The 24,422-nt window shown below is 31.1% G+C and carries 31 protein-coding genes; 23 read left to right on the top strand and 8 right to left on the bottom strand.

Annotation, left to right across the window (positions count from 1 at the left end; genetic code table 11):
* Position 1: 1 nt before the first annotated feature.
* Positions 2–895 (top strand): hypothetical protein, encoded by an 894-nt coding sequence (locus HB672_RS01225; RefSeq protein ID WP_167606429.1) that lies wholly within the window; start codon positions 2–4, stop codon positions 893–895.
* Between the two features lie 114 nt (positions 896–1,009).
* On the opposite strand, the gene HB672_RS01220 is transcribed toward HB672_RS01225, so the two are convergent.
* The 8 genes from HB672_RS01220 to HB672_RS01185 form a co-directional block, all read right to left on the bottom strand.
* Complete coding sequence (locus HB672_RS01220) at positions 1,010–1,585, bottom strand: Crp/Fnr family transcriptional regulator (RefSeq protein WP_167606426.1); 576 nt, start codon at positions 1,583–1,585, stop codon at positions 1,010–1,012.
* An 84-nt stretch (positions 1,586–1,669) separates the two neighbouring features.
* The gene (locus HB672_RS01215; RefSeq protein ID WP_167606423.1) at positions 1,670–2,299 is read right to left on the bottom strand and encodes an NAD(P)H-dependent oxidoreductase; all 630 of its coding nucleotides are present in this window, start codon (positions 2,297–2,299) and stop codon (positions 1,670–1,672) included.
* A gap of 2 nt (positions 2,300–2,301) precedes the next feature.
* Entirely contained in the window at positions 2,302–3,033 is a 732-nt protein-coding gene (locus HB672_RS01210; RefSeq protein ID WP_167606420.1) for a GNAT family N-acetyltransferase, read from the bottom strand.
* 6 nt (positions 3,034–3,039) lie between these two features.
* The gene (locus HB672_RS01205) at positions 3,040–3,489 is read right to left on the bottom strand and encodes a DMT family transporter (RefSeq protein WP_167606417.1); all 450 of its coding nucleotides are present in this window, start codon (positions 3,487–3,489) and stop codon (positions 3,040–3,042) included.
* 10 nt (positions 3,490–3,499) lie between these two features.
* On the bottom strand, positions 3,500–3,901 hold the full coding sequence (locus tag HB672_RS01200; RefSeq protein WP_167606414.1) for a DoxX family protein: 402 nt from the start codon (positions 3,899–3,901) through the stop codon (positions 3,500–3,502).
* Between the two features lie 12 nt (positions 3,902–3,913).
* On the bottom strand, positions 3,914–4,534 hold the full coding sequence (locus HB672_RS01195) for a hypothetical protein (RefSeq protein ID WP_167606411.1): 621 nt from the start codon (positions 4,532–4,534) through the stop codon (positions 3,914–3,916).
* A 76-nt stretch (positions 4,535–4,610) separates the two neighbouring features.
* Positions 4,611–5,201: a Crp/Fnr family transcriptional regulator gene (locus tag HB672_RS01190; RefSeq protein WP_167606408.1), complete on the bottom strand. Its 591-nt coding sequence runs from the start codon at positions 5,199–5,201 to the stop codon at positions 4,611–4,613.
* A 12-nt stretch (positions 5,202–5,213) separates the two neighbouring features.
* Positions 5,214–5,891, bottom strand: coding sequence for a glyoxalase (locus tag HB672_RS01185; protein ID WP_167606405.1), 678 nt, complete (start codon positions 5,889–5,891; stop codon positions 5,214–5,216).
* Positions 5,892–6,091: 200 nt separating this feature from the next.
* Between HB672_RS01185 and HB672_RS01180 the strand changes: the two genes are divergently transcribed.
* The 22 genes from HB672_RS01180 (at position 6,092) to HB672_RS01070 (ending at position 24,258) form a co-directional block, all read left to right on the top strand.
* Entirely contained in the window at positions 6,092–6,811 is a 720-nt protein-coding gene (locus HB672_RS01180) for a cysteine hydrolase (RefSeq protein ID WP_167606402.1), read from the top strand.
* A 30-nt stretch (positions 6,812–6,841) separates the two neighbouring features.
* A complete protein-coding gene (locus HB672_RS01175) occupies positions 6,842–7,417 on the top strand; it encodes a carboxymuconolactone decarboxylase family protein (RefSeq protein ID WP_244306558.1) in 576 nt (191 codons plus the stop codon).
* A gap of 211 nt (positions 7,418–7,628) precedes the next feature.
* Positions 7,629–8,450, top strand: coding sequence for a helix-turn-helix transcriptional regulator (locus tag HB672_RS01170; protein WP_167606399.1), 822 nt, complete (start codon positions 7,629–7,631; stop codon positions 8,448–8,450).
* Between the two features lie 235 nt (positions 8,451–8,685).
* A complete protein-coding gene (gene trxA, locus HB672_RS01165) occupies positions 8,686–9,003 on the top strand; it encodes a thioredoxin (RefSeq protein WP_167606396.1) in 318 nt (105 codons plus the stop codon).
* 205 nt (positions 9,004–9,208) lie between these two features.
* Positions 9,209–9,754, top strand: a complete 546-nt coding sequence (locus HB672_RS01160) for a hypothetical protein (protein WP_167606393.1) — start codon at positions 9,209–9,211, stop codon at positions 9,752–9,754.
* Positions 9,755–9,770: 16 nt separating this feature from the next.
* A complete protein-coding gene (locus HB672_RS01155; RefSeq protein WP_167606390.1) occupies positions 9,771–10,625 on the top strand; it encodes a helix-turn-helix domain-containing protein in 855 nt (284 codons plus the stop codon).
* Between the two features lie 92 nt (positions 10,626–10,717).
* Complete coding sequence (locus tag HB672_RS01150) at positions 10,718–11,119, top strand: DUF5367 family protein (protein WP_167606387.1); 402 nt, start codon at positions 10,718–10,720, stop codon at positions 11,117–11,119.
* Between the two features lie 4 nt (positions 11,120–11,123).
* Positions 11,124–11,630, top strand: coding sequence for a DUF1772 domain-containing protein (locus HB672_RS01145; protein ID WP_167606384.1), 507 nt, complete (start codon positions 11,124–11,126; stop codon positions 11,628–11,630).
* Between the two features lie 23 nt (positions 11,631–11,653).
* Positions 11,654–12,502: an NAD(P)H-binding protein gene (locus HB672_RS01140; RefSeq protein WP_167606381.1), complete on the top strand. Its 849-nt coding sequence runs from the start codon at positions 11,654–11,656 to the stop codon at positions 12,500–12,502.
* 17 nt (positions 12,503–12,519) lie between these two features.
* Positions 12,520–13,545, top strand: coding sequence for a hypothetical protein (locus HB672_RS01135; protein WP_167606379.1), 1,026 nt, complete (start codon positions 12,520–12,522; stop codon positions 13,543–13,545).
* 4 nt (positions 13,546–13,549) lie between these two features.
* Positions 13,550–14,053 carry a GNAT family N-acetyltransferase gene (locus HB672_RS01130; RefSeq protein WP_167606376.1) on the top strand — a complete coding sequence of 168 codons (504 nt, stop codon included), beginning with the start codon at positions 13,550–13,552 and terminating at the stop codon, positions 14,051–14,053.
* A gap of 62 nt (positions 14,054–14,115) precedes the next feature.
* Positions 14,116–15,333: an MFS transporter gene (locus tag HB672_RS01125; protein ID WP_167606372.1), complete on the top strand. Its 1,218-nt coding sequence runs from the start codon at positions 14,116–14,118 to the stop codon at positions 15,331–15,333.
* 105 nt (positions 15,334–15,438) lie between these two features.
* Positions 15,439–15,783, top strand: coding sequence for a 5-carboxymethyl-2-hydroxymuconate Delta-isomerase (locus HB672_RS01120; RefSeq protein ID WP_167606370.1), 345 nt, complete (start codon positions 15,439–15,441; stop codon positions 15,781–15,783).
* Positions 15,784–16,224, top strand: a complete 441-nt coding sequence (locus HB672_RS01115) for an acyltransferase (RefSeq protein ID WP_167606367.1) — start codon at positions 15,784–15,786, stop codon at positions 16,222–16,224. It abuts the gene before it with no gap.
* A 150-nt stretch (positions 16,225–16,374) separates the two neighbouring features.
* On the top strand, positions 16,375–17,307 hold the full coding sequence (locus HB672_RS01110) for a PD40 domain-containing protein (protein ID WP_167606364.1): 933 nt from the start codon (positions 16,375–16,377) through the stop codon (positions 17,305–17,307).
* Between the two features lie 29 nt (positions 17,308–17,336).
* Positions 17,337–18,521, top strand: a complete 1,185-nt coding sequence (locus HB672_RS01105) for an alpha/beta hydrolase-fold protein (protein ID WP_167606362.1) — start codon at positions 17,337–17,339, stop codon at positions 18,519–18,521.
* Positions 18,522–18,597: 76 nt separating this feature from the next.
* On the top strand, positions 18,598–18,984 hold the full coding sequence (locus HB672_RS01100) for a nuclear transport factor 2 family protein (protein WP_244306557.1): 387 nt from the start codon (positions 18,598–18,600) through the stop codon (positions 18,982–18,984).
* 142 nt (positions 18,985–19,126) lie between these two features.
* The gene (locus HB672_RS01095; protein ID WP_167606356.1) at positions 19,127–20,056 is read left to right on the top strand and encodes a PD40 domain-containing protein; all 930 of its coding nucleotides are present in this window, start codon (positions 19,127–19,129) and stop codon (positions 20,054–20,056) included.
* Between the two features lie 168 nt (positions 20,057–20,224).
* Positions 20,225–21,028, top strand: coding sequence for a nuclear transport factor 2 family protein (locus HB672_RS14670; RefSeq protein WP_244306556.1), 804 nt, complete (start codon positions 20,225–20,227; stop codon positions 21,026–21,028).
* Positions 21,029–21,199: 171 nt separating this feature from the next.
* On the top strand, positions 21,200–22,183 hold the full coding sequence (locus HB672_RS01080; protein WP_167606353.1) for a M1 family aminopeptidase: 984 nt from the start codon (positions 21,200–21,202) through the stop codon (positions 22,181–22,183).
* 294 nt (positions 22,184–22,477) lie between these two features.
* A complete protein-coding gene (locus tag HB672_RS01075; protein WP_167606351.1) occupies positions 22,478–22,915 on the top strand; it encodes a MarR family transcriptional regulator in 438 nt (145 codons plus the stop codon).
* Complete coding sequence (locus tag HB672_RS01070) at positions 22,912–24,258, top strand: serine hydrolase domain-containing protein (protein WP_167606348.1); 1,347 nt, start codon at positions 22,912–22,914, stop codon at positions 24,256–24,258. The genes HB672_RS01075 and HB672_RS01070 overlap by 4 nt, the downstream gene beginning before the upstream one ends.
* Positions 24,259–24,422 lie beyond the last annotated feature (164 nt).

Here is a 24,422-nt window from a genome sequence, read left to right as displayed (position 1 = left end):
ATTGAAAAATCTTATTATTAAATTCTCAGTACTCGTATTTTGTGCATTTTTAAGTGCTTGTAAAACTGAGAAATCAGAAACAAAAAAGAATGATTATTCAATAGAGGAAAATCTATACTTTGGGTATAAGCCACCAGGATTAACTCCTGAAATTTTTGTTCCTAAAAAGAGTACTTCTGAAGATTGGAAATTAGGGAACAAGGACTCTTTGGATATGCAAGAGTTTTACTTTACTTACTCAGGGAACGACCCCTTTGAGGATCAAGTAGTTGTTTATCGGAATGAAGGTAGTTATTACAGGGTTAATAAGTATAGCTTTAAACATAATCCTAGCGATAGTAACATCTTATACTCCAGATGGAACTACATAGAGCGTACAGATTCTGGATGGTCAAAAATTAAAAGTCTAGGCTCCATGTTTGATAGGGAAGATTGGGGCATTATGGTGATGTCAGTATCTTCTAAAGGGACTATGGTTTTTGATGACTATAAAAGCAATGACGAAATTCGAATATCAAGGATTATAGATGGTAAACGTGAAGAACCAAAATTACTTGGTAAACATATTAATACAGGAAAATGGACAGCCCACCCATTTATAGCTCCAGATGAATCCTTCTTAATATGGGGTAGCGAGCGAGACGATGGATATGGAATGTCTGATAATTATATCAGTTTTCAACAGCAAGATGGTTCATGGGGTCCTGCCATTAATATGGGAGAAAAGATAAATTCAGAACTAGTAGAAAATGGTGCGAGATTAACACTTGACGGAAAATATTTGCTTTTTTCAAGGTCAGAAGAAAAAGAAAGTGAAAATGGAAGTACATATTGGGAATCAACAAAATATTGGGTTGATTCTAAAATTATTGAGAATCTCAGACTCCAACAATAGTTTATTGGAAAGATTGCATTATAATAAAATTACTGCCTCCTACAATGTATAAAAATCCCTCGGTTAATAGCAGTTAATTGTGATGCTCTGGAATTTATTTCTGGAGCATTCTTCTCATTTTTTAGTCAATCTTTTTCGTATTCTACTTAAAGACTCAGGTTTCACACCTAAATAGCTGGCCAAATGATATTGTGGTACACGCTGTAGCAAATCAGATCTGGTTTCTAAAAGATTTTTGTAGCGTTCTTCAGGGCTAGAAGTAATAAACTTAGCTAAAGCTTCCTGTTGCTCACCAAAATCACTTTCCATAGACATTCGGCATAAAGCTTCATATTTAGGAACACGTTTAAATAATTCCTGTTCTTTTTCATAGTTTAAAACCGCTAGTCTGCAATCTTCAACACATTCAAAATAGTGATTGGCTGGTGTTTTGTTTTGATAGCTCTGTAATGAAGCAATAGATTCATCTTCAACATAAAACTCAGTGGTACGTTCTTCACCCTCTATAATATAATATTTTCTAACGCAGCCTTCAATAACAAAATAAGAATCTCTTGAAACCTGCCCTTCACTTAAAAGCAGGTCGCCTTTTTTGAATGTTTTGATTGGAATGCATTCAGCAAAAGCAGAAGCTTCTTCATTAGTAAGTTCTAGGTACCTAGATATTAATTTTACTATTTCGTTTTCCATTAATGGCGTTAATGATATAAAACATGACTAAATTAAAAAAGGTTTGGGAACTAACCCAAACCTTTAAATTAAAAAAAAATTAATTTAAACAGTTTCAAAAAGTACATCCATAGGCTTGCGTACTTTTTGTTGCCCAATTGTATGGTCTTTATCATGTCTGTAACCTATTGGTGCGATCACTGCTGCATTAAGTCCTTGTTGTTCTAACCCTAGAATTTTATTATAGGCTTCTGGCTCAAAGCCTTCCATTGGGCAAGCATCAATTTTTAATTCGGCACAAGCATTTAAGAGGTTTCCAAGTGCTAGATAAGTTTGTGATTTTAACCAACCTGTTTTTTCTTCAGGTATTTTCTCATTAAGCTTTTCTTTGATAAAATCACCATAGCCATTAAGTCGTTCTAAATCAAGATTTCGAGTTTCAGCTGTTTGTTTAATGAAATCGTCAATAGCATCTGGAGTCGCATCTGTATAATTACAAAAAACAAATAAATGAGAAGCATCCGTAATTTGACTTTGATTCCAAGAAACAGGTTTTAATTGCTCTCTGATCTCTGAGTTTTCAATAATTAAAACTTTGTACAATTGTAATCCATAAGACGAAACTGATAATTGCACAGCTTCTTTTAACTTTTGAAGGTCATTAGATGATACTTTTTTTGAAGTATCGAATTTTTTTGTGGCATAACGCCATTTTAAATTTTCTATAAGTTCCATTTTTATTGTGTTTTGAGTTTATAGTTTCTCATTATAAGTTCCGTTGTAAAGCCCATTTTTTCATACATGGATTTAGCCATTTTGGATGCTTGTAAAGTAGCTAGATTGCATCCCTGTTCTAGTCCATTATTAAGGAGCTGATGCATTATTTGTGTTGCATATCCATTACCACGCATATTGGGTAATATGCCAAGACTATGAATGCCAATGGTTGAATTTGTTTGATGACTAATAACAGTTCCAATAATGTTTTCTTGATCATATATTAGATAGTAGTTTATATGATGAAAAGTTTTATTAAGGGTTTCTTCTGAAATTATATACCCAAAGGCCTTGTAAAATGATTGACTCCATATTTGAGAATCATTGATGTTAGTAACTAGTTTAAACTTTAATTGCTTTGAGATTTTTACTTTTTTAGAAAGCTTTAATGACATTCCAAATTGTATAGAGGTTTCGTCAAAATCATGATAATCGAAAATCTTGTTTTCTCCATTAGTCCCTAAATCAAAATAAGTGAATGTGAGACCATCCAATTCTGATTTTAAAAGCAATTTAATTTCATTTAGAATCTCTGGATTATGCTCCTTTTTTAGCCAAATTTTATTAGGCCATTGTGAGTTGGGTATAAAACAGTAACCTATGTTTTTATCTTCATTATAAGTGTTAAACGGTTGAGTTGCACTTCTCCATAAAGAAGTTAAGTTTATAATATTTGATTGTATTGTATTCATAGTTAATTATTTAATGTTAAAGAGTATAATACCTGCTACCATCGCTATGGTTCCTGCAAGTCTTTTGGTAGTTAAAGGTTCAACAGGTAAGTTTAACCATCCATATTTCCCTGCTATTAATGAAAATAAAAGCTGCCCACAGAGTCCAAGGGCTATCATTTTTGAAATTCCAATTTTTGGAATGTTATAGAAATAAATAGCAATGCCGATAACACTAAACAGTCCGCCAATAAACCATAAGTACCATGGTACTTGGGTTGTTGTAATGTTTTGAATGCTATCTCTGCTTATAATTAGCAAAAGCAGGCTTCCAAATAGCACACTACTAATTGAACTTGCAATCACAGCAAGAACAGGTTGTTTTAGAGTGCTGCCCAATTGAGAGTTAAATCCAGCTTGAACCGCTAAAAAAACGCCTCCTGCTAATCCTAATACTGATAAAAAAAATAGTCTCATAGCTACAGTGTTAATCCCATTTGTTATTGGTTGATAAAGCGTACTTGCCTCCACCTATAAAAAACATTGCTATGCCAAACATCATGTAGATGAATATGAGACCTATTGCCCAACCACCATGTGCATTTAAACTAAACAGGTCAGGAATCCTATCCATAACAATCGCTACAAAGCAATTTATTGCAAAAACAAGTGCTGCTAATCTGGTTCTATACCCTATAATAATGAGTAATGGTGCTATAAGTTCACCAACAAATACACCATAGCTAATAAATGATGGCAGGCCATATTCATGGACTAAATTTTTAATATAGTCGATTCCAAAAGTTAATTTGCTAATGCCATATATGAGCATCGTAAATGCAATACTTACTCTTAATACTAATAATCCGATGTGTTGTTTTGTGTTCATAATTTGTAAAGTTTAAAAGTTATATTTTATAAATACCCCGAAGTTTTCTAGTGTTTTTTCTGCTTTATTAAACTGATCTAGATTTGCAGCTATTCCTGTTATGAGCTTTTCTTTTTTAATTCCTATGCGTAGTTGTTGAATACCTCTATCAAGCACTTTTAAATTGGTGTTAACCACTGCAAAAAGGTTTATATAGCCTTGAATGGTTTTACTTAGCTTAGGAGTGTAATTGAGTATTAATGTTTGCTCTAGGGTAAATCCGTTTTGATAGGTGCTGCCAATAGCATAACTTATTTTAAAGTTCGGTGTATTGTATTGGTATTGAGATGTTAATGTTGCAAATGCTCCAGGGTTTTTAAGTCCTATAGCAGCGTTGGCTTTAAAATTTTTGTTAAGATTATAAGACAACATGTTTCTTATAAAAAACATGTTGTTTTTATTATTAATATATTCTGTGTCAAATAAGGACACATTATTAATAGACCAGGAGTTATTAAATTTGTATCCAACAAAATGCTGATACACAGCAGAGCGATTTCCAATCACTATTTCAGGAGAGAAACTAACACTTTGGGCATTTGATGTTAAAGACCCAAACGTGATAAAAAATAAAAAATATATAAATCGTAACATAACCCATTTGTTATTCTATGGGTCAAAACTACATAGTGGCTAAAAGAAAAAACTTAAGGTATCTTAAGAACCGGTTTTAGGAGTGTTTTTTGCGTAAATAACTTAAGAACTCTGGGGTTACTCCAAGGTAAGAAGCAATGATGTATTGTGGAACACGTTGTTCAATGTCGCGATATGCTTTTCTGAAGTTGTCGTAACGTTCGTAGGCATCATCACTCATACTATCAATGACACGTTCTTGAACAGCCACATAGGCATTTTGTATTTTAATCCGAAAGAAATGTGAGATTTCAGGAACTTCAATGTAAAGTTTCTCTAATTCTAGTCTTGGTAGTTGTATAAGTAATGTTTTTTCTAAGGCTTGCACATACATTCTAGATTGTTTTCTACTTAAATAACTGTACAAGTCATTAATCCACCATTCCTCAATACCTAATTGTAAGGTGTGTTCTTGTGCATTTTCATCTAAGTAATAACTACGCATACATCCTTGCACAATAAAATTCATGGAATTAGCGGTTTCTCCCGGCTTAATTAAAAACTCTTTCTTGTTCAGCTCATTGAATACTAGAAAAGAAGATAGTTTATTAATAGCATACTCATCAAGAGATACATCTTGATTGATGTGATTAATAAGTAATTGTATATGTTGTTGAGTATTATCCACAGGTTCTAAAGACTATTTCTTTTTAATTATAATATCTTCATTTAAAAACTCAAAATCATATAAAACACTATTACTTTCAATAACGGCTTTAAAAGGAGATGGCTCTACACGCAAATTAGTTGGAAACCACTTGGTTCTAGTTTTGTAATTAGGTAATAAGAACAAACCTTCTTGCGTTCCGTTAGTTCCAAAGTTTAATTTATCTCCTTTCCAAAAGTAAGAATCTAATTCTTTTTCTAAAAAGGTGTTGGATGTTTCAATTGATGTTGTTGGCAATCCGATTTCATTGACACAAACAACATCTTCTATACTAAAAGATTTTAAAGATTGGTTTTTTAAATCATGTCTTACAATAAACTCTGCAATATTTCCGCTAGCATCAAAAAAGTAAAATGAATCTGCATTCCAAGTTTCAAAACGCTGTGTTTTTCTGCCATTTTCTATATCTATTACACGAGTTCTTTTTTCCATCCATTGCATAGCTGATTCTAATTTGTTGGAAGGAATCAAAAAGCAGTAATGATATTTATAAGCTTTATCAGATTTTATAAACGTTAATTTACTCCAGCCAATTTTTAAGGTAAAACTATCAATGGTTTCTTTGTGGATTTTAAATCCAAGGATTTCAGAATAAAATCTTTTTTCCGATTCAAATTTATTTGTATATAAAAACAAATCTTTTATTTTCATTATTTGGTAATTTAATTAATATCAAAAATAACGATTTCCTATTTTTTTAAAGAGTCAATCAAGTGTTTTGCTAATAAGTTGTTTAAAAATTGACTAAGGGAAAAATTGCCAACTCATCGGGAAACTCTACCTAGCAAATCATTTCTTTCTTATCTCATCTTTGCGGTATCAAAATTTTATAAACAATAAAAAATAAACACATGAAAAGAGTAATTGTAACATTAACAATACTTATGGGAATAACAAATGCATTTGCACAACTTCCCGACAACGAATTTGATATCGATGGTGTAACAGCTATCGTAATCACAGATCCACAAAACGATTTCTTAAGTCCACAAGGTGTTACTTGGGGAGTGGTTGGTGAAAGTGTTAAAGCAAATAACACTGTAGAGAATTTAGAAACGCTTTTTAAACTAGCTGAGGAAAATGGTATTAAAGTATTTATCTCACCTCACTATTATTACAAGCATGATCATAATTGGAAATTTGAAGGCGCATTAGAAAAATTAATGCACAACATTAATATGTTTGATCGTGGTGACCAATTAAGTACAGAAGGTTTTGAAGGTTCAGGAGCCGATTTTTTAGAGCCTTACAAAAAGTACATCGAAAAAGATTTTGTAACCGTTGTTGGACCTCATAAAGTATTTGGTCCAGAGCAAAATGATTTGAGCTTGCAATTAAGAAAGCAAAAAATTGATAAAGTCATTTTAGCAGGTATGTCTGGTAACTTATGTGTGGAAGCACATATGAGAGAACTTATCGAGGATGGTTTTGAAGTAGCAGTAGTTGGTGATGCTACAGCGTCAGCAATTATACCTGGGCATGATGGTAATGCTGCAGCACAAACAAACTTCCGTTTTATTGCAAGTCATGTATACAGCACCAAAGAACTAGCTGATAAATTGAACAAGTAAAAAAAATCATTAATCATAATATTAAAAATTATGAGTAACATCTCAAAACTGGCTTTAGAGCCAAAAACCATAGAAACTGCAGATTTTATTTCTGCTAAAATTTTAGAAGCTGCGAAAAAAGGAATGGGAATGATTCCTAACATGTATGCTACTATGGCAAACAATACAGCACTTTTTGATGCATACAGCCATTCTTATAAAACTTTTAGAGAGAATGCGGGATTTACATCACAAGAGCAAGAAATTATTTTCTTATCTATTGCTTTTGAAAATGAATGTGATTACTGTATGTCGGCTCATAGTTTTGTAGCAGATAAAATGAGTAAAGTACCAATAAGTGTTACCAATGCCATTAGAAACAATATCGAAATTGAGGATGCTAAGTATAAAGCACTAAGTATTTTTAGTCGTGTGATGACTGCTAAACGAGGAAATCCATCTCATGAAGACATTGAGGCATTTTTTGCAGCTGGTTATACTGAAAATCACATTTTAGGTGTGATTGCTGGAATTGGTGTAAAAACAATGAGTAATTATTTTAACCACGTGTTTGATACTCCTGTAGATATAGCATTTTCAAGTAGAAAATGGGTGAAGCCTAATTAACAAACTAGATGTTATTATGAACAGCTAGACAGATGACGGAAGAAAATTTAACAATTATCTAAAATATTGTAGAGTTTAAGTGTTGATTAATAGCGAAAAAGTATCAATCATTTTATGGTTGATGCTTTTTTTTGCTCTGTAGTTACATCTAAAGTTTAGTATCTTGGCATACAATATTTGATAACAAATCATTGCTTTTGCGTTTACGACTATGAAATTTATAGGAAACACTAATGAATACCTTCAGTTTATGACTCTTGAAAAACACGAATGTACTGTGTTTTCAGAAATTATTGAAGGGAGTCTTACAATTTTATGGTTTCAAGGTGATGTCAATGAACTGGTTATAGATGGGAAGATATATACTTTCAATAAAAACCAAATAGTTTTTCTTACGGAGTTTCACAAGGTGGCAGTAAATCATTTAGAATCTACACGTTTCTTAAGATTCAACAGACCATTTTATTGTGTCATCGATCATGACACTGAAGTTGGCTGTAAAGGATTATTATTTTTTGGTGCATCACAATTACCAATAATAACAATTCCAGAAAAGGATCACCTTCAATTTGAGACACTTTGGACTATGTTTAGTATAGAAATGCAATCTAAAGATAACTTACAAATTGATATGTTACAAATGATGTTAAAACGTTATTTAATTTTATGCACACGCTTATTTAAGGCCCAATTTCAATATCCAGAGGAAAAGATGGAAACTGATATAGTTAGAGAATTTAACTTCTTGGTTGAACAGTATTTCAAAACAAAACATACTGTTGCTGAATATGCTGAATTATTAAACAAATCACCAAAAACCTTATCGAATATTTTCTCTAAACTAGGCTCAAAAACTCCATTGCAATATATTCATGATCGCAAAATGTTAGAGGCACGTCGCCGTTTACGCTACACCAATATGCAAATTCAAGAAATCGCATATGAAATTGGCTATGAAGATATTCAAGCATTTAGTCGCTTTTTCAAAAAACAAGAAGGCGTATCTCCGTCTTTATTCAAAGAAAACTTGTAGTTGGGAAAAATTGCCAACGACTAGGGAAACCTTGCCTAGCAATTAACAGGCTTAACTTCAGATCTTTGCTTCATAATAACACAACAATATATATTATGGAAACAGTAAAACAAAACAAAAAGAGATCAAGTATTTCAAGCTTCGATTTGATGACAAACACGAAAAGTTTTTTATGGAATAGTAGACGACGTAATTCTTACATCACTCGATTTAAATTTAATTAAAACGGATTAATATGAAAACTATTGAAAACAAAGATGATTACAGCCAATTAATAGCACTAGATAAGCCAATACTTTTAGATTTTTTCGCGGATTGGTGTGGGCCTTGTCAGACACTATTACCAACTATAGATAAACTATCTAAAGAGTACGAAGGAAAAGTTGAAGTGCAAAAAGTAAATATTGATCAAAACAGAGAATTGGCGGCTCAATTTGGTGTTCGAAGTATTCCTGCATTATTCTTTCTAAAAAACTCGAAAATAGTTGATAGAACGAATGGCTTGCAACTCGAATCTGTTTTGAGAGAAAAATTGGACGCCTTACTAGATTAATTCATAGATTTAATTAGATAATCCTTAAAAAGGCTAATCTCAAAATAGATTAGTCTTTTTTTATGAAGATTTTTAATAAAAGGGTAGACTTATAGATTAATCTGAAGGTTTAGGCATCCTTTGAAAAAGTCATTGACTTAATGAAAACTTAATTTGTAAGGTTAAAAAAAATACATTTGTATTTAAGGAAGAAACGATAAAATAAATGGATCACATTAATAGAACACTTGAAGAACAAAGAATAGAATTCACAAATAGGCCATTTCTTGCTACACCGTTGGCGGGCTTAATTATTTGGTTAATTGTTGGAATAGCTGGACTTTTTCTTCCTGTAAGAACGGCCGTATGGGTCTTATTTCTGGGAACAGGAAGTATTGCCTATCTAGCAATATTTATTTCACAATTTACTGGCGAACGATTTATTGATAAAAATAAACCAAAGAATGTATTTGATAGGTTGTTTTTATTTACAGTTTTACAATCTGTTTTAATCTATTCAATTGCTATACCTTTTTTTATTTTAGATTATTCATCACTGCCTTTAACTGTTGGCATATTAACAGGAACCATGTGGATTCCCTTTTCATGGATTATTAAGCATTGGGTTGGAATTTTTCATGCAGTCTTAAGAACCATAGTTATACTAGTGCTTTGGTATATGTTACCAGAATATAAATTTGTAGCAATACCTTTTGCTATTGTCTTAATTTATTTGATTACTTTGTTTATATTAAAAAGAAGAAAATTATAAATTAAAAAAAGGAATCATGACTAGAGATGTTATTAATATAAATGATTTTATAATTTTAGTCGAGGAAGCCAAAGCAGAAAAAGTAACTATTGATTCTTGTTTTTTTGATGAGCCCATTATAGCAGTAGCATTTTATGGTTCTGGTAATGTAGATTTATCTGTAAAATATGGCGATAAGCAGAAAGAGTTTAGTTATACAAAAGGACTAGCACTGTCATTTTATGCCGACGATAACGTTGAGTTTATACATACGGTTTCAGCATCAAAACAGTTGGAATGTTTGGTAATTGCAACATCTATTAGTGCTATTGAAGCACTGCCTAATGATGAAGGTGAGTTATTTAGTGAAATGCTTAATCAATTAGTAAATCCTTCTGATCATTATGTAGAAGGACCAGCATTTTATATGACTCCTGAAATGCAAACGATTGTTGATTCTATTTTCAATATTCAATATGAAGGAAAAACTAAAATGATGTTTTTTAGGAGTCAAATTACAGCATTACTCTCTCATTTTTTCGGTCAGCTTGCAACAATGAAAACTGAAAAAATTAAAACTTCAGAACGTGAAAAACTAATTAAAGCAAAAACAATTCTTTCAGAAAACTTAGATAATCCTCCTTCTTTAACAGAGCTTTCAAAGGAAATAGGGTTAAATACTTTTAAATTGAAGAAAGATTTTAAAGAGCTATTTGGTGTACCAGTTTTTAAATATCTTCAAAATGAGCGTCTAACCATAGCTCATAAATTGATAAGAAAGCAAGAAGCTACAGTTCAAGAAGCTGCATGGCATGTTGGTTACGATAGTTTAAGTTCTTTCTCCAATGCTTTTGCCAAAAAATTTGGATATAGACCAAGCCAAATCAAGTAAACTACTTTTCGAACAAATCTTATTTCTTTTAAGACAAACCAAAATTTCTTCTTGGCCATAGTTTTGCCATGTAACTTTTAAATAGAAAAGACATGAAAGCTAAACGAGCCATTTTAATAGGTGTAGCCATATGGATTATTGCTATACTTTTTTATTCAACATCTTATTATGTTCCCATTTTGGAAAATCCTAATTCACAGGCAAATATTGTATTGTTTGTTGTAGTTATGCCATTGGTATGGTTAGGCTGTTCTTATTATTATAAAAGAGAAAACACAATACATGGGTTTAAAGTTGGTCAGACAATGTTGTTAACTGCTGTTGCTTTGGATGCATTAATAACTGTTCCAGTATTTGTCGTTCCTAACGGAGGGAATCATTATAGTTTTTTTACATCTTTAGGATTCTGGATTATAGCTTTTGAATTTTTAATAGTAGCCACATTATACTGGTATATCCGTGTATATCCTCATAAAATCCAATCAAAACAATAAAGCTATGGGTTTAACTATAGAAAATATAGGGATTATTGCACTTCTAGTATTAACTGGGTTATCTGCAGGATTGTGTTTCACTTGGTCTAATAGTATTACACCAGGAATTGGAAGGTTAAATGACTTTGGGTATTTAGCATCTTTTCAACAAATGAATAGAACAATATTAAATCCAGTATTTTTCATTGTTTTCTTTGGGCCTTTATTTCTCGGACTAATCAACTTATATGTCTTTAAAAACACATCAAACCCAATAATTGGATTATTAATTTTAGCAATAGGAGCCTACCTTTTTGGAGTTTTAATGGTGACCATTTTTGGGAATGTTCCATTAAATGAAATATTGGACAAAACAGATTTAAGTTCAGCAAGTAGTGAAGATTTAAAAAGCTTAAGAGAAAAGTTTGAAGTTAAATGGAATCGTCTTCATTTAATTAGAACATTATCGTCAATCACTTCTTTTATAATATTGATAATTAGTCTTATACAAATCACAAAAAATAATATTTAAAAAATAATAAATCACAAAAACGAATGGAAAATAAAAGTAGCATTTTAGTAATCGGAGGCACAGGAAAAACAGGCCGTAAAGTAGCAGGTAAGCTTATAGAAGCTGGACACAACGTTAGAATTGGTTCTAGATTTGTTGACCCTGTTTTTGATTGGAATGATTCTAAAACATGGGCTCGAGCACTTCGAGGAATGGATAAAGTTTATATAACTTTTCAACCAGATTTGGCTGTTCCAGGAGCATTGGAAGCTATTGAAGAACTCACAAAAGTTGCAAAGAAAAGTAAAGTAAAGAAATTAGTGCTTTTATCTGGAAAGGGTGAAAGAGAGGCAGAACTGTGTGAACAAGTAATTATTCATTCAGGAATAGATTATACTATTGTTCGCGCAAGTTGGTTCAACCAAAATTTTAGTGAGGAAGGTGCTTTCTTAGAACCAATATTAGAAGGTTTTGTTGCCTTGCCACAAGCTGAGGCAAAAGTACCTTATGTTGACACAAATGATATTGCTGATGTGGCAGTTGAAGCATTATTACATGAAAAACACAATGATAAAATATATCAACTCACTGGGCCAAGACAACTAACTTTTAAAGAAGTAGTTCAAGACATAGCTGAAGCAACTGGAAGAGACATTGCGTTTACACCTATTGCTTTGCCTGCTTATACTAGTGTTATGAAGCAACAAGGAGTCCCAGCGGATTATATTTGGTTAATTGAATATTTGTTCTCTGAAGTACTAGGAAATCCTAATAATTCTGAAATTACCAACGACATTGAAAAGGTACTAGGAAGAAAGCCTAAAGATTTTTCAGAGTATGTTAAAGAAACTGCTCGATTAGACGTTTGGAACCCTAAAGTTAATGCTAACTAACATTTAAGTTATTTTAAATGGATAGACGACTATTAGGTAATATTTTATTGATTTTATTATTGGTTTTAATAGGATCAGGTATCTTAATGTATTTTTTGCCTTTTAAAAAATATATAGCATCATTACACACATTTTTTGCTTTATTGTTTATGTTGGCGATGGTTTTTCATATTATCAATAATAAATTACCTTTAAAAAACTACATTTTTGGCAAGCGATTATCAAAGTTTAAAAAATTGCAAAGCCCACTAATAATAATAGCAGGAATTATATTAACGCTTGGTGTCTATTTTGAACTTCCTATATTAAACAAATTATATGCTTTTGGAAATCAAATCCGCAATGAACAACTTGGTAAAAAAGAAGTAAATTTTGATTATCAGATTATAGATTTAAAGAAACCCGAAGGAGATAAACTTGTTAGTGTTGAATTAAAAAAGGGAAGTGCGTTTCAATATCCATTGTTTGCAATTTGGATAGAAGATATTCATGGAAATTATATTCAAACCTTATACATTTCAAGAGTCATTTCTTCCAGTACATTTGATTTTGGAAAGAAAAAAGATGGTCAATGGGAGCCAGCTACAATAAGAAGACCTGAAGCGTTACCTTATTGGTCTCACAAGCGTGGTGTTAAAGCCGAAGATGGACTTTATATGCCATTAGGAAATTCTAATGATATCGATGTTGTTTCAGGAGCTACGCCAACAGGCAACTTTATAATCAATTCAAGCATAAATATTTCAAAGGGGAACTATAAAATATTAGTTGAGCTAAATCAATCTTACGATTGGAATGAATATTACACAAAAGATAAATTCCCTGAGGATAAAATTTATTCTGGCTCTGGGCAAGTAGGACAACCATCATTAATTTATTCTACAGAAATATCCTCTAACGATTTTGATGTAAACACTTATAAGCTCATGAAGCTTATTGGCCATGGTCACTATTCTGGTAAAGATGGAGAGTTATATAAGGACTTATCTCAAGTTACATCAGCTAAACAAATAGCAGATAGAATAATTATACATTTAAAATAAAAAAATGACAGATAAAACATTTACAATAGAAGATATAAATGTTAGAACAGATATTAAACCAGGAGATTTTGGTTATATAATCCATAGACACGGAGCTATGTATGCAAAAGAGTATAATCATGGTGTTTCTTTTGAAGTTTATGTTGCAAAAGGGATTTGTGAGTTTTATCAAAATTATGACTCAAAAAAAGATAGAGTTTGGATTTGTGAGCATAATGGAAAGGTAATTGGCAGCTTATTTCTTCAACATAGAGAAAACAGAAAAGCACAATTAAGGTATTTCTATTTAGAAAAGGATTATAGAGGTGTTGGACTAGGAAAATCACTTATGAATCTCTTTATCGATTTCTACAAAGAACGAGGCTATATTTCATCATATCTGTGGACTACTGACGAACTTGACACTGCAGCTGTATTGTACACAAAGTATGGCTTTACAATCACAAAAGAAATCTCAACCAATTCCTTTGGTAAAGAATTGGTTGAGCGAAAATACGAATTGGTCTAGCTTAAGAAACGTATACATTTAATTTGCATCAAGCTTACTTGAAGTTAAGTTAAAATCAGAAGATGAAGAGAATTTTAACTAGAACTAATTTCCATATCCTATACTTAATAAGCTTTTCTCATCTTATAAATGATTTAATTCAAGGTGTTATTCCATCAGTTTATCCTTTATTAAAAGAAAAATATGAGCTATCTTTTATACAAATAGGTTTAATAACTTTTGCTTTTCAGTTTACTGCTTCCATTTTGCAACCATTGGTTGGCCATTATACTGATAAAAAACCTAAAATATATGCACAAATTTATGGGTTAATATTATCAGCCTTTGGAGTTGTATTTTTATCTTATGCAAATGGTTTTAATTCATTAATCCTATCCTGTATTTTAATTGGTATAGCATCGGCTATTTTTCATCCAGAATCTAGTAGAATTGCAAACCTTGCTTCTGGAGGAAAAATTGGAGTAGCACAATCAATATTTCAGGTAGGGGGTAATTTAGGTACAGCAATTGCGCCTTTATTAGTAGCTCTAATAGTATTGCCAAACTCTCAAGTGTTGATTGTTTTGTTTGTTATACCTCTAGTTATTGGCTTTTTTGTTTTAAGAGAAGTGGCTACTTGGTACAAAAAGCATTTATCAAATATAAATTTGAAAAAAAGTGTCATACCAAAATCCAATATTACCTTTTCCAGAAGAAAAATAAAACTCATAATAGGCATCCTGTTAGTAATAATATTTTCAAAATTTATATACGCAGCAAGCCTATCAAATTATTACAGTTTTTATTTAATTGAAAAATTTGATCTTACTATTGAACAATCACAAATACATCTTTTTATCTATCTATTTTCCTATATGTTGGGAACAGTTATTGGTGGTCCACTTGGCGACAAATATGGGAGACTATATGTTATATGGTTTTCAGTTTTAGGAGCAACCCCTTTTATATTAATGCTGCCTTATGTTAATCTGTTTTACACTGATATGTTTATGATAGTTATAGGACTGATAATGGCATCTGCTTTTCCGGCAATTATGTCATATGCCCAAGAATTACTACCTAATAAACTTGGAGTGATTTCGGGGATGTTTTATGGTTTTGCTTTTGGAGTTGCAGCTATTGGGTCTGCTTTGATAGGAATTCTAGCCGATAATACTTCAATTGATTTTGTATATAAAATATGTTCGTTTCTTCCTTTGGTAGGAATAGTTTGTCTTTTTTTACCTAATCTAAATTTAAAAAAAGTAGCATTACTCACTAATTATTCATTAAAACGATAATTCTCTTCGAACAAATACTGCTCCTTTTCAAACAAATGTTCTTTGCATAAAAAAAATATCTTTGATTAAATTTTAATTTAATCAAAGTTTAAGAAAATAATAATTATGCCACATTTTATAATAGACTGTTCAGAAAATATTATTGCATTAAAGTCTCCAAATGAGATTATGCAAAAAGTATATGATACAGCAGAAACAACACAACTTTTTTCCAAAGGAGATATTAAGGTAAGAATCAACCCTTTTAAACATTATAATATTGGAAACACTAAAGATGATTTTATTCACATATTTGCAAATATTATGGAAGGAAGAACAATCTCTCAAAAAGCACAACTTTCAAAATCAATAATAACAGAACTTAAGAATATGCTTCCCGATGTTCCAATTATCTCAATTAATATTAGAGATTTTGAGAAGGCAACTTACTGTAACAAATCAATGGTTTAAATGACTTTAAGGGAATATGTAGAAAAAAGAAACGGAGTACCTATAGGACATTCTAGTTCCTTAAAAAACAATCTATATCGTTCTTTAGGTGCTAAAAGTTTCACCATATTTTGGAATTTCTGGAATCCAATCTTCGGTTATTATTTAGGAAAAAGGGTTTTCAAACCCCTAAAGATATATTTCCCAGCATCACTAGCCTTAGTACTTACTTTTATTTTTTGTGGTTTTCTACATGATGTAGTGACTACAATAATTAGGGGAAGTATTTCAATTTTCTTTTCAGTTTGGTTTTTATTTATGGCAATAGCAGTAATGACAACTCAATATTTAAACCATGATTTTAAAGAAAAAACTTGGAGCGTTCGTGCATTAATTAATGTATCCATTATTGGGTTTTGTTTAAGTCTTACTATTCTTTTTAATACTCTTCTATTCAAATAGGAGTGACTTCAAAATTTTAATATCCTTTTAGAACAAATACTACTCCTTTTCGAACTAAACGAATCCCGTTTTATAACCCATCTTTGCTTTAGAAATTGTTTTAAATTGAATAAATTCTCAAATGTTCAATAGTCAATGAAAACTAAGAATATGAAACAAGTAAAAATTCCATCCGTTTTGACTTTCCTGCTAGTCTTTATTATTTCTTGTCAGGACAGTAAAAAATCAAACCTTACCTTATTCAGCGATCAAATCCCAACAGATATTCCCTTAGTTTTTGGGCAAGGTGTTATTTCAACTGACGATTATGAGTTCGCAATCACCTTCAATCCAGAAATGGACGAAATATATTACACACGCCGTAAACCAGAAGAGAACAATGAAATTTATGCCATGAAATTAATTGATGGTCAATGGACAAAACCTGAATTGGCTTTTTTTTCAGCAAAACAAGGATGGGATTTTGAACCTCATATCAACCCTAAAGGTAATAGACTCTATTTTGGAAGTACAAGACCTTTTAATGATACGATTCAACCAAGTGGATTGCATCAGTGGTATAGCGAAAAGAACAAAAGCGGTTGGAGTCAACCAATACCCATAGAAAAACCCTTAGTAGATAGGTTTGTAATGTACTTAACATCTTCAGAGAATGGCAATCTCTATTATACTTCTGGGGAGAAAGGAGATAAACCAGAAGATTGGGTTATTTATAAGTCGGTTAAGGAAGAAGGTCAATATAGAAGTGCTAAGAGAATGGGGAATGAAATAAACTTCTCTGGAAAGTACATCGCTCACCCATATATTGCACCAGACGAAAGCTATATTATTTATGATGGTGAAAGCAATTCAGGATATGGGGATAATGATTTGTACATCAGTTTCAATAATAACGGTACTTGGACAGAAGCTTATAATTTGGGCCCTAAAATAAATACTGATCAAACTGAAATGACTCCAAGTGTGTCACCCGATGGGAAGTATTTATTTTTTCACAGAGGAGAAGATGATTATGGAGATATTTATTGGGTAGAATTTATGCATTTAAAAAAAGAACTACTAGAGAATAGAAGCAATAACTAAAAACCTTTACTTAAAAGAAATCATAAAAAATGAAGTATATTAAAATATGCTTATTATTACTTAATTACCTAATAATAAGTAATGCCACTGCTCAGGTAACAGAGGCAGATTATATTAAAGGAAAACAACTTTTTATAAAATCTGAAATCCTTAATGAAGAGAGGCAATTACTTATTTCTCTACCAGTAAATTACGATAGAAACATTCATGACTATCCTGTTATATATGTCATGGATGCCGAATTTTTATTTGACCTAACTCAGTCCATTGTAAAAATAAGGGCAGAAAGAAATTACATGCCTAGAAGTATTATTGTTGGGATTACTAATAACACTGGTAAAAGAAATGACATGGCGTTTATTTTAAAAAATAAAGAAGGGCGCGAGTTTTTTGGTGGCTATGGAGGTAAGTCCAAAGAACATGTAGCATTTTTAAAAGATGAGGTTATTTCTTTTATTGAAAAAAAGTATCGTGCTAATTCACATCGTACTATTATTGGAATGTCACCAACTTTTGGACCTGTTTTAGATGCATTTTGGAGTGATCCAACGTTGTTTAAAGGGTATATTGTTTTGGCATCTGAATTGGCACAGTATACGAGTAATGGGAAAACAATTGAAGATCAAATCTTTGCTTCAATACAATCTGGAAAACATTCAGGAAACTCTTTATATATAGGGAAAGCATCACGAGATTTATTGAATAGGCCTATAGAAGAAAACCAAGCATATACTAATTTAAATAAGGCATTAGAAAAATTGAATCCTCAAAATTTCAAGTATAAAATAGAAGTTTTAGAAGAGGAAGATCATTATGGAATGTCTGTTCCAGGGATACAGCACGGATTAGAGACCATTTACCCTAAAAATGTTTGGAACATTCCTTATAAATCATTTAGAAATGCAGAAAACCCTGCAAAAACGATAAAACACTATTTTGAAAAGTTGTCTAAACAATATGGCTTCGATATTATTCCTAACGAAGACTCTTTTTATTTTATTGGAAATATATTAGGTATAGGACGTCGGTTAAAAAGCAGTAAGCGTTATCCAGAACTGGTTGAACTCCTAGAATTAGCTGTTAGTTATTACCCGAACTCTTCAATTGTACATAAAAGACTTTCTGAAGCATATATAAGTATTAATGAGCTTATAAAAGCTGAGCTTTCTGAAAAAAAATCCATTGAACTCTCAAAAAATAAGAACAATGATTAAAAAAACTGTAATAAATATTTCTTCAATTGTATTAGTTCTTTTTTCAATTGGGCAAATTAATGCCCAAGAAGTAAAGATGAGCCATAAAGATTCTTTAAATACGATACTAGATAAATACTATGAACTAAATCTTAAAGTATTTCAGTCAGGTTCGACTATCAAGGACATAGATAATATATTCAACCTTTTTACGGACGACTTTACCTATGTACACCCTAAATGTGGAGGTGTTTATACGAGAGAGAATCTTTACAACGGCTATAAACGTAACCAAGAAAAAGGCTCTTATAATGGTAAAACAGTTGATATAAAGGTGACCAGTAAGATTATAGGGCTAAATGCTATTGCGGTTACTAAGCGATTTATAAGAAAAGAAGACGGAAAAACTGTTGAAGGAAAAGAACAAATGGCTGTTTTTGAATTTAAAGACGGTAAGATTATTAAGATTAAAGAATACTGGTAGACAAAATTATGAGCTTTACAATATAGCATTTAAATGGATAGACACTTCAACCAGGGTATTATTACAAGTTGATTAAAATAGGGTTATAAGTATCAGCATATAAGTAACGGTTATACAATAGTTAATAAACATTTTAACAGTAATGAATAAATTTTTATCACTTTTCTTAATCATTGTAACATTTTTTAGTTGTAAGAACAACACTATTTCATATTTCGACCAAGAACCTCCTTCTACAATTCCTAAATTATTTGCACCATCTATTGTTAATACTAGCAATATCGAACTTAATGTAGTTTTTAATTATGACAATACAGAAATGTTCTTTTCAAGAATTGTGGACAACAGCTTTGTTATTCACCATTCTGAATTAATTAATGACAAGTGGTCTGACATTAAACCCATTAAAATGTATGACGATAATGTCTTAGTTTCAGTTGCTTGTGACCCCACAATTACCAAAGATGGAAAGACAATGTATTTTCTCGGTGTAGACCCTAAGCTTTATGAAAATGATGTTACCCGAGAAGAACTTTACACGATACCACCAGACATTTATAAAAGTAAAAAAGTGGACGGTAAATGGGAATTAGCCTCTAAAGTGGATTTTTTGGTTTCCACCGAATATTTAGAAACCTATCCTGTTGTTACGGCGGATGGGAGTTTATATTTTCGCTCAAATAGACCAAGTGATGAAGGAGGAATGAACACATATCGTGCACAATATTTAGGAAATGAAAAATTTGAAACACCTGTTATCGTAAACACTAAGACAAAGAAAAAGGAACTAATAACCTATGTTTCACCAGATGAGCGGTATGCCATTACTAATGGACAAGGTAAATTTCAAATAACGTTTAATGATAATGGTGAATGGACAAAACCGAAAGAAATACCATTAAAATATGAAAGTAACTGGCGCTATTATTGTCCGTATATGTCTTCTGACGGAAAATATTTTATCTACTCCAGAAGATATAATAACCCTGCAAAAAAAGGATGGGCAGGTGTTGAAAAAGGGGAAGTTTATTGGGTAAACGCTGATGTACTCTTCAATGCAAAAATAGAATAAAACATTTGCTAACAATGTGAATAAGTAATAGCGGTTTAAGCAATAAAGCGAAAGTATAAACATAAAACAAAGGTCAGTGCAAAACCGAAAGGTTCGTGAGAAGAAATCCGCTACTATTATACACGAGACCGTTAGTAATAAGAAAAACAATAAACAAAAAGAATAAACATGAAAAAAGCATTAATAATATTTTTAGCATTTAATTTTATTTTAATATTAAAACTAAATTCACAAACAGAAGTAGAGCAAATTAATTCTACTGTGATGAAATATATAGAGGGTACAGCAAATGGCAATCCTGACGAAGTACGAGAAGCATTTCATAAAGATTTTAATCTATTTATAGTACAGGGAGACACATTAAGGGTTATAGATGGGAATGGTTATATTGAAAGAGTTGAAAAGGGGAAAAAATATAACAGAATAGGACGAATCATATCTATTGATTATGAAAACGATGCCGCTTCTGTAAAAGTTGAAGTTTATTTTCCTGACACAAAAAGAATAGCAACGGATTATCTTTTGCTTCTAAAAATAAAAGGGCAGTGGAAAATATTACACAAGATTATAAACCTTAAAAATTATCATAAAGTAGAAGATTTAGTTTCTATTGAAAAAGAGGGGTTAGAAGAAATCAAAGAAACCTTGTCAAACTACATTGTCGGAACAGCAAACGGAGAACCCAATAAATTAAGAAAGGCATTTCACCAAGATTTCAATTTATACTATATAAAAGATGACAATCTGAGCATCATTCCAGGAAATCAATACATCGGAAACTTTAAAGAAGGCAAAAAAAACAACCGATTAGGGAATGTTTTATCATTGGATTATGAAAATAATGCAGGTCTTGCCAAAGTACAAGTTATAATGCCTGACCGAAATAGGATAGCAATTGATTATTTATTGTTATTGAAAATTAAAAATGAATGGAAAATAATTCATAAATCCTTCACATCCAAAAGCTATTAAAAGTAAAGGTAGTTGCTCATAAAGAACTATTATGGACAAAGAAAATATAGAACAATCCTTTTCGAATAAATTTTAATACGCTTCGAATTAATTACTGCTCATTTTTCATTTTATCTTTGAATCGTAGTATTAGTTAAACTCTATTAGTGCAGAGTTATTAAAATTAAAATTATGAAGACATTAAAATCAAGCTATCAATCATTGAAGAAACAGTTTAGTATTCTACTCTTTTTTACCATTATAGTCTTCTCTTGTAAATCTGAAACAGAAGACTATGTTTGTACACCTTGTGATTTAGAATGTGATGAGTTAATATTTTCAGAACCTGGAATTTGTCCTCACTGTAATATGGCGCTCATTAAAAAAAGCGATTTAGAAAAAATGAACCAAACCATAATTTCTGGCGATTTAAAAATTAACTATAAGTTTTTAGATGAAGAGTCATTAGAAAAAGAAGCTGAATTTACAGAGATCATTACTAAGTCATTCACTTTTTATAAAGATTTATTTGGTGGGAATCCAAGAGATACATTAGATGCTACATATGCAGATTTCACAATTAAGGTTAAAAAAACAAATGATTCCGGCGGAGAAGCTGACGCTAAATCTATTATGTTCAATTGGTCTGAGAACAACACTTTAGGATATGGATCATGGAAAACGGTGTTAATGCACGAGCTTTTTCATTTATGGAATGGTGAAACGATCCGTTATAAAAATGGAGAAGAACATTGGTTTAATGAAGGGTTTTCTGAATTTTACACATTTCAAACAGCTGTTAGAATGGGAATTGTTTCGCCAGAAGAAATGTTGTCAACTTCAGCCCTTTCTTTAGGGTATTACACGGGATCAAAAGGGTTAGGGAATATTTCAATGCGTACTGCAGGAGTTGATGATAAAACAAAATTTGAAAACTTCTTTTTGGTATATCACGGAGGTTGGATAACAGCTATGGTTTTAGATGTCGATATTAGATCTAAAACAAATAATGAAAAAAGTTTGGATGATTTGATGAAGTGGTTATATGAAAATTTTCTACGTACAGAAAAATTGTATGACACTACCGATATTATTAATGGCATAAAAATCACCTCAGGTATTGATTATACTGAGTTTTTTAATACATATATATATATAACTCTGAGACCATACTAGTATCTAAATATTTCGATCCAGGAAAAGCTTTATGGGATTTTAAATGGAAAAAAAAGGGACGTCCAAAACACCTTTTTTTTTATAAAGCTTTGGGAATTAACACCAAGTATTAAAATATCAATTTTTTTATCATAACATTTTTCATATTGCAAATAGGTTAGGATTAATCTTTATGAAACACTCCTTTTCGAACAAATTGTTCTCCATTTAGAACAAATTGATATAGATGGCAAGTAATAGTTTTGCTTGATATATCAAGTATTATTATTTTTTCGCTTGTAAAGACACTAACAAATGAAGATTTCACACACTCCTTTTGACACAATTTTCTACTCGATAGAAGAAACAATAAAAGCTTATCGAAAATTAAGTCTAAAAGAAATTAAAAACGCGATATCAGACATTACTGTTGACCAAGCCTTAATACTTCAAATGATAAATGACAAACAACTAACCCAAACAGAAATTGCCGATTTAATATTTAAAGACTATGCTTCAATGACGAGGATTATCGGATTAATGGTTAAAAAAAATTACCTAATAAAAACTACTAACGAAAATGACAGGCGAGCATCTGTTTTAAAAACTTCACCTAAAGGAGAATTGGCTTTAAAGCAACTTATACCTATTATAAACCAGAATAGAGAAACGGCATTAAATAATCTAACAATCGAAGATATAAATAATCTAAAACACATATTAAATAAAATCAATCAAAACTGTAAAAAATGAAAAAACAAACTTTACTAATAGTAGCATTCATCGCACTACTATTTTCTTGTTCAGAAAATAATAAATCTGTTCAATCGGAAAAGCAAAAACCAGACACCTATCAAGTTAAAATCGACAGCTTATTAGAAGCTTATGATAAAAACAATGAATTTATGGGAAGTATTATACTCTCTCAAAATGGAAAAACAGTATACGAAAACACTGTTGGTTTTAGTGATATTAAATCAAAAAAGAAAGCTAGTGCCAATACAAAATACCGTATAGGCTCTGTTACTAAATCTTTTACAGCGACACTAATTTTTAAGGCTATTGAAGAAAATAAGCTAGATATAAACAAAACTATAGAAAGCTATTTTCCGAATGTGAAAAATGCGAATAAGATTACCATTGCTCAGTTATTACAGCACAGAAGTGGTATCCATAGTTTTACAAAAGATAAATGGTTTTTTGACAATCGTACCAAGTATATATCATCTACAGAAATGCTATCTAAAATTTCTAAGTATGAAAGTGACTTTGAACCAAATAGTAAAGGAGAATATAGCAATTCTAATTATTTTTTATTGGCACTAATTCTTGAGAAAACGTATAACACTTCTTATGAAAACCTTTTGCAAGAGAAAATTTGTAAGCCACTTAATTTAAAAAACACATATTCAGGAAAAGAAATTAATATAAATAATAATGAAGCCTATTCATACAACTATAATGAAAAATGGACTGAATTTCCTGAAACGGATTTGTCTACTGCCACAGGAACTGGCTCAATAGTTTCAACACCAAAAGATTTAAATAGTTTTTTTGAAGGCTTGCTTACTGGAAAAATGCTCTCAACAGAAAGTCTAACTTTAATGAAAACTATAAAAGATAGGTATGGAATGGGGCTTTTTAGGTATACAACTAATGACAGACAGGGATTTGGGCATCGAGGACGTATTGATGAATTTAGAGCGACTTCAATCTATTTTTCTAAGGAGAATTTGTCTTTTACATTAATTTCAAACGGTTCGAAAATGGATATTAACGAAATATATACTGAAATACTAAAATTGTTTCTAGGAGATGCACCTGTAGCAATATCAGAAGATGAGTTGAAGAAATTTGTTGGTGTTTATGTTTCTCAAAGTGATCCAAACGATAAGTCTGTATTTATACAAGAAAATAATACTCTAATTAATTTTATAAAAAACGAATTTAAAGCTCCTTTAATTTATAGAGGAGAAAATCGCTTTGTTTTAGAACAGATGTATGCGGAGTCTATATCATTTATTTTTTCAGAAGATGGTAAACAGGTTACACTGGAACAAGGGGGAGATAAAGGTAGACCTCGGAATAAAGAATAACTATGCTGATTTAAATTGTAGTGATGACTAAAGAAGAACGGCAAAAAATAATTGATATTAGATCATAACAGCTGATTTTTTTAAAAAATCCTTTTCGAACAAATTGTATTTCATTTAGAACAAATAGATACAAATGATGAGTAATAGCTTTGTTTAATATACTT

The organism is Gaetbulibacter sp. S0825, from assembly GCF_011777505.1.
Taxonomy (GTDB): Bacteria; Bacteroidota; Bacteroidia; order Flavobacteriales; family Flavobacteriaceae; genus Pontimicrobium.
Note: the sequence above shows the minus strand (reverse complement) of the source record. Positions and strands in the feature narration are given on the sequence as shown.

Coding starts and splice junctions, on each gene's coding strand:
- trxA (WP_167606396.1), top strand. CDS start 8,686: ATGAAAACTATTGAAAACAAAGATGATTACAGCCAATTAATAGCACTA.
- HB672_RS01215 (WP_167606423.1), bottom strand. CDS start 2,299: ATGGAACTTATAGAAAATTTAAAATGGCGTTATGCCACAAAAAAATTC.
- HB672_RS01200 (WP_167606414.1), bottom strand. CDS start 3,901: ATGAACACAAAACAACACATCGGATTATTAGTATTAAGAGTAAGTATT.
- HB672_RS01115 (WP_167606367.1), top strand. CDS start 15,784: ATGACTTTAAGGGAATATGTAGAAAAAAGAAACGGAGTACCTATAGGA.
- HB672_RS01070 (WP_167606348.1), top strand. CDS start 22,912: ATGAAAAAACAAACTTTACTAATAGTAGCATTCATCGCACTACTATTT.
- HB672_RS01185 (WP_167606405.1), bottom strand. CDS start 5,891: ATGAAAATAAAAGATTTGTTTTTATATACAAATAAATTTGAATCGGAA.
- HB672_RS01180 (WP_167606402.1), top strand. CDS start 6,092: ATGAAAAGAGTAATTGTAACATTAACAATACTTATGGGAATAACAAAT.
- HB672_RS01100 (WP_244306557.1), top strand. CDS start 18,598: ATGAGCCATAAAGATTCTTTAAATACGATACTAGATAAATACTATGAA.
- HB672_RS01145 (WP_167606384.1), top strand. CDS start 11,124: ATGGGTTTAACTATAGAAAATATAGGGATTATTGCACTTCTAGTATTA.
- HB672_RS01205 (WP_167606417.1), bottom strand. CDS start 3,489: ATGAGACTATTTTTTTTATCAGTATTAGGATTAGCAGGAGGCGTTTTT.
- HB672_RS01110 (WP_167606364.1), top strand. CDS start 16,375: ATGAAACAAGTAAAAATTCCATCCGTTTTGACTTTCCTGCTAGTCTTT.
- HB672_RS01120 (WP_167606370.1), top strand. CDS start 15,439: ATGCCACATTTTATAATAGACTGTTCAGAAAATATTATTGCATTAAAG.
- HB672_RS01075 (WP_167606351.1), top strand. CDS start 22,478: ATGAAGATTTCACACACTCCTTTTGACACAATTTTCTACTCGATAGAA.
- HB672_RS01135 (WP_167606379.1), top strand. CDS start 12,520: ATGGATAGACGACTATTAGGTAATATTTTATTGATTTTATTATTGGTT.
- HB672_RS01175 (WP_244306558.1), top strand. CDS start 6,842: ATGAGTAACATCTCAAAACTGGCTTTAGAGCCAAAAACCATAGAAACT.
- HB672_RS01220 (WP_167606426.1), bottom strand. CDS start 1,585: ATGGAAAACGAAATAGTAAAATTAATATCTAGGTACCTAGAACTTACT.
- HB672_RS01160 (WP_167606393.1), top strand. CDS start 9,209: ATGGATCACATTAATAGAACACTTGAAGAACAAAGAATAGAATTCACA.
- HB672_RS01150 (WP_167606387.1), top strand. CDS start 10,718: ATGAAAGCTAAACGAGCCATTTTAATAGGTGTAGCCATATGGATTATT.
- HB672_RS01155 (WP_167606390.1), top strand. CDS start 9,771: ATGACTAGAGATGTTATTAATATAAATGATTTTATAATTTTAGTCGAG.
- HB672_RS01140 (WP_167606381.1), top strand. CDS start 11,654: ATGGAAAATAAAAGTAGCATTTTAGTAATCGGAGGCACAGGAAAAACA.
- HB672_RS01195 (WP_167606411.1), bottom strand. CDS start 4,534: ATGTTACGATTTATATATTTTTTATTTTTTATCACGTTTGGGTCTTTA.
- HB672_RS14670 (WP_244306556.1), top strand. CDS start 20,225: ATGAAAAAAGCATTAATAATATTTTTAGCATTTAATTTTATTTTAATA.
- HB672_RS01125 (WP_167606372.1), top strand. CDS start 14,116: ATGAAGAGAATTTTAACTAGAACTAATTTCCATATCCTATACTTAATA.
- HB672_RS01080 (WP_167606353.1), top strand. CDS start 21,200: ATGAAGACATTAAAATCAAGCTATCAATCATTGAAGAAACAGTTTAGT.
- HB672_RS01170 (WP_167606399.1), top strand. CDS start 7,629: ATGAAATTTATAGGAAACACTAATGAATACCTTCAGTTTATGACTCTT.
- HB672_RS01210 (WP_167606420.1), bottom strand. CDS start 3,033: ATGAATACAATACAATCAAATATTATAAACTTAACTTCTTTATGGAGA.
- HB672_RS01105 (WP_167606362.1), top strand. CDS start 17,337: ATGAAGTATATTAAAATATGCTTATTATTACTTAATTACCTAATAATA.
- HB672_RS01130 (WP_167606376.1), top strand. CDS start 13,550: ATGACAGATAAAACATTTACAATAGAAGATATAAATGTTAGAACAGAT.
- HB672_RS01095 (WP_167606356.1), top strand. CDS start 19,127: ATGAATAAATTTTTATCACTTTTCTTAATCATTGTAACATTTTTTAGT.